Origin of the sequence: Nocardioides sp., from assembly GCF_047607365.1 — a bacterium.
GTDB lineage: Bacteria > Actinomycetota > Actinomycetes > Propionibacteriales > Nocardioidaceae > Nocardioides.
On record NZ_JASGDD010000196.1, the window covers coordinates 1 to 4366 of the forward strand.

A 4366-nucleotide genomic window follows, 5' to 3' on the forward strand; every position below is an offset into this window, starting at 1 on the left:
CCGCCACGACGCCGGCGGCTCCCGTCGCGGCACCGGAGGCTCCGGCGGCCCCGGTCGCGGCTCCCTCGACACCGGCCGCCGAGGCCGAGGTGGTCGACGGCGGGGTCACGCCGGCGGCGTACGTCAGCGCGGCCGCCCGCTGGGCCATCCTCGCGGCCCTGCTGTTCTCCCTGCCGTGTCTCGTCGCCGGCCCGTCCCTCGTCGGAGCTCGGCTCCGACCCTGATTCATGGGGCGCTGTTCGGTCTCCGTTCACCCGCCACACCCCGACCGTCCCGACGCCACTCATACCGTCCCGATCGCGTGCGACCGGTCCGGGCGGTGGCAACGAAACATCACCTTGGAAAGGAACAGCCCCATGAAGGTCACCACCTTCCTGAAGGCCGGAGTGAGCACCAGCGCCGCTGCCGCGCTCACCCTCGGTCTCTGCGCCACCGCCTTCGCTGCCGGTCCGACCGCGACCGAGGAGGACCCGACCACCACGCCGCCGGCCACCGCGCTCGTCGGCGTCGGGTCGGACACCACGCAGGACGTCCTCTACGGCCTCGCGCAGACCATCAACGCCTCGTCGGCGAACACGATCTTCTCCTACACGGCGACCGGCGGCACGTCGATCACCTACCGCAGCGGCCTCGTCGCGACCCGGCCCAACGGCTCGGGCGCCGGCTACAACGCGCTCAAGGACGCGATCGGCGTGACCACCGCCGGGCTCGCCAAGGCCGGCGACGTCGACTTCGCCCGCGCGTCGGGCACCCAGGGCACCGCCGCGTCGGGCACGAGCGGCGTCACCACCGACATCCCGTTCGCGTCCGACACGATGAGCTTCGCCGTCCCGGCGGGCAGCCCGTTCCTCAAGACGAACTCGGGCAAGGGCCTCACGATCACCGACCTCTACAACATCTACGCGGGCGTCGACACCTACGTCGACACCACGGACGGCTCCCTCGAGACGGCCTCCGGCACCAACTTCGTGCCGATCAACGCCTTCGTGCCGAAGCCGGGCTCGGGCAGCCGGCAGTTCTTCCTGGCGCAGCTGGCCACCCAGGGCTCGGGCATCAACCTGACCGCCAACAGCTCGACCAAGGGCGACGGCCTGTGGACCTCGGCCGGCACGCCGAGCGGCACGGCCCCCTACATCGGCGCGGTGACGTACGACGCCAAACCCGTGCAGGAGCACGAGGCGACGGTGCTGACGACGGCTCCGAGCACGGTCGCCGCGATCGCGCCGTTCTCCGGCGCGAAGTTCATCGGCTACCACAACGGCACGATCGCCGACCCCGACACCGGCAAGGTCGCGGGCACCGACTACGCGCTCGTGCCGTTCTACTCGAGCGTCTCGGGCGGTGCCGTGCTTCCCTACACCGGCGACGCGAGCGTCTCCACGTCGACGCTGGCGCCGAACAGCGGCTACGTGACCAACGCGAAGCAGGGCGGATCGGAGGCGGCGTTCGCGCTGACCCGCAACGTCTACAACATCATCGCCACCGCGGCGGTGAAGGGCGGCGGCACCTCGTCGAACGCGAAGTACAACCTGCTCTACAAGACCTTCGTCGGCACCTCGTCGTCGGTCTGCCAGGCGACCAGCACCATCTCGGCGTACGGCTTCCTGCCGCTCACCGCGACCTCGGGCACCAACGCCTGCGGTGACACCAGCCGGACCTTCGACACCGCGTCGACCTCCACGGTGACCACGTCCGCCACGGCCGCGACCGCCGGTGGCAGCACCACCATCACCGTCGGTGTCCAGTCGAACGGCGACGGCGGCGGCACCGCCGTCCTCACCGGTGGCGTCAGCGGCACCGTGACGATCGCCTCGGGCTCCACCTCGGGGACGCTCTCGGTCCCGACGCCCACCGCGGGCTCGCTGTCCTACAACGTCGCCTTCACGCCCGCCCTTGGGGGCGTGGCCGCCTCGCAGGCCACCGGCTCTGTCACGGTCAGCGCCGTGGCGCCGAGCCTGTCGTCGGTCAAGATCACCGGCAAGGCCAAGGTGGGCAAGAAGCTCACCGCCGTGGTCAGCCCGGCCGGTCTCTCCGGTGTGACCTACCAGTGGTACGCCAAGGGCAAGAAGATCAAGGGCGCCACGAAGGCCACGCTGAAGCTGACCAAGAAGCTCAAGAAGAAGAAGGTCTCCGTCAAGGCGACCTACAAGGGCGTCACCAAGTCCAGTGCCGCCGTCAAGGTGAAGTGACCTTGTCGCAGCTCGCAACAGCGGTTCGGAACACCGCCTCGGCCAAGGCCGGGGCGGTGTTCCGCCGTATGTCGAGCGTCGAGACCGCCGCGCCCGCCGACCTCCGGCGCGCCGTCCCGGTGCCCGCCGAGCGCACCCTGCTGCGCGCCTCCGGGTGGGCCATGATCCTCTTCGCGCTGCTGGCCGTGGGCCTGCTCGCGCACCTGACCCTGATCTCCACGCTGGCCGAGAGCCGCAGCCAGCGGCTGCTCTTCGGCCAGTTCCGGGCCGACCTCGCCGGCGGCACCGCCCCGGTCGGCCAAGTCGACGCGCACGGCAAGGTCCTCGCGCAGGGGACGCCGGTCGCGCTGATCTCGATCCCCGCGCTCGGCCTCTCCCAGACGATCGTCGAGGGCACCTCCTCGCGGGCGCTGCTCGAGGGCCCCGGCCACCGGCGCGACACCCCGCTCCCCGGCCAGCAGGGCGTGAGCGTCGTCTACGGCCGCCAGGCCGCGTACGGCGGCCCCTTCCGCGACATCGAGCGACTCCAGGTCGGGGACGAGATCGTCACCACCACGGGGCAGGGGAAGGCGACGTACGAGGTCGTCCGCATCCGCCGTGCCGGCGACCGGGCGACCGCCCTCACCGACGCCAAGGCCGGCCGGCTCACGCTGGTGACGTCCTCGGGATCGATCTTCTCCTCCGGGTCCGTCCTCCGGGTCGACGCCGACCTCGTCGGCCACGCGCAGCCGACCCCGCAGGCCGTGCTCCGGCCCGGCTCGCTCACGGCGGCCGAGGACCCACTCGCCTCCGATCCGAGCGGTTGGCTGCCGCTCTTCGGCCTGCTCGAGCTCGCGCTGCTCGTCGGAGGCCTGCTGGTCTGGGCGCTGCGGCGCTGGGGCCGGTGGCACACCTGGATCGTCGCCGTGCCCGTCGTGCTCGTCCTCGGGGTCGAGATCTCCCAGCAGGTCGTCGTCGTCCTGCCCAACCTGTACTAGGCGCGGTGATCGATGCGGATGCCTGCTGCGACGGCGCCTCATCGATCACCGCGCCCCAGCCCCGTGCCGGCTCGCCGGCTCAACCGAGGAGAGACATGTCCACCCCGAACCCTCCGGTCGACGTCACCGACCCCCACGACACGATGGTGATCGCCGCCACCCCGGACGCCGACGTCAGGCCGGCGCCGGTCCCCTCGGGCCGTGGCCTCGCCGAGCTGCGGGCCGAGAGCGTCTCGTGCTGGTTCGGCGAGCGGAAGGTGCTCGACCGCGTCACGCTGACCATGCCGGCCGGCGAGATCACCGCCCTCATCGGGCCCTCCGGGTGCGGCAAGTCGACCTTCCTGCGCACCCTCAACCGGATGCACGAGATGGTCCCCACCGCCTCGCTCGCCGGCCAGGTCCTCCTCGACGGCGAGGACATCTACGACACCTCCGTCAGGATCACCGCCGCGCGCCGCGACATCGGCATGGTGTTCCAGCGACCCAACCCGTTCCCCGCCATGTCGATCGCCGACAACGTCCTCGCCGGGCTCAAGCTCACCGGCAGGAAGGCGAGCAAGGACGAGAAGGAGGAGATCGTCGAGCGGTCCCTGCGCCTCGGCGGTCTCTGGAACGAGGTCAAGGACCGCCTCGACGCCCCCGGCGGCGGCCTCTCGGGCGGCCAGCAGCAGCGGCTGTGCATCGCCCGCTCGATGGCCATCAAGCCGCGCGTCCTGCTGATGGACGAGCCCTGCTCCGCGCTCGACCCGACCTCCACCCGCGTCATCGAGGAGTCGATGCGCGAGCTGGCCCAGGAGGTGACGATCGTGATCGTCACGCACAACATGCAGCAGGCCGCCCGCGTCTCGGACAAGACCGCCTTCTTCCTCGCCACCCACAGCACGCCCGGCGCCATCGTCGAGCACGGCCCGACCAAGGACGTCTTCGAGAACCCGCAGGACCCGCGCACCGGCGACTACGTGCACGGTCGTTTCGGCTGATCGGCAGCGGTCCGGCTACCGTGCCGGGGTGAGTCTGCGCGTCGCCCTGACGATGGCCGCGGGGCTCGCGCTGGTGGTGATCGCCGGGTGTGCCGTCGTACTCGCCGTGCGGCCGCACGGACGGATCGAGCTGCCCGAGACCGCGCCGACGCTGACCGCCGCTCCCCGGCAGCCGGCGGGCGAGCCGTCCGCCGACGCGACCGCGACGGCCTCGGCCGAC

General features: G+C 71.8%; 5 protein-coding genes. All 5 read left to right on the forward strand.

The genetic code is table 11. The features are described from left to right. Positions 1-224: hypothetical protein (locus QM572_RS15215; protein WP_415094581.1), on the forward strand; the 224-nt coding region annotated here is incomplete at its 5' end. Between the two features lie 132 nt (positions 225-356). Continuing rightward, entirely contained in the window at positions 357-2189 is a 1833-nt protein-coding gene (locus QM572_RS15220; RefSeq protein ID WP_415094582.1) for a hypothetical protein, read from the forward strand. Positions 2190-2245: 56 nt separating this feature from the next. Beyond that, on the forward strand, positions 2246-3166 hold the full coding sequence (locus QM572_RS15225) for a sortase (protein ID WP_415094584.1): 921 nt from the start codon (positions 2246-2248) through the stop codon (positions 3164-3166). A 95-nt stretch (positions 3167-3261) separates the two neighbouring features. Then, positions 3262-4146, forward strand: a complete 885-nt coding sequence (gene pstB, locus QM572_RS15230; RefSeq protein ID WP_415094586.1) for a phosphate ABC transporter ATP-binding protein PstB — start codon at positions 3262-3264, stop codon at positions 4144-4146. A gap of 28 nt (positions 4147-4174) precedes the next feature. Next, on the forward strand, positions 4175-4366 hold a 192-nt coding region (locus QM572_RS15235), incomplete at its 3' end, for a hypothetical protein (RefSeq protein WP_415094588.1).

Bases quoted from the DNA above. Each gene is read 5' to 3' on its own strand.
- QM572_RS15220 (WP_415094582.1), top strand. From the start codon at position 357: ATGAAGGTCACCACCTTCCTGAAGGCCGGAGTGAGCACCAGCGCCGCT.
- pstB (WP_415094586.1), top strand. From the start codon at position 3,262: ATGTCCACCCCGAACCCTCCGGTCGACGTCACCGACCCCCACGACACG.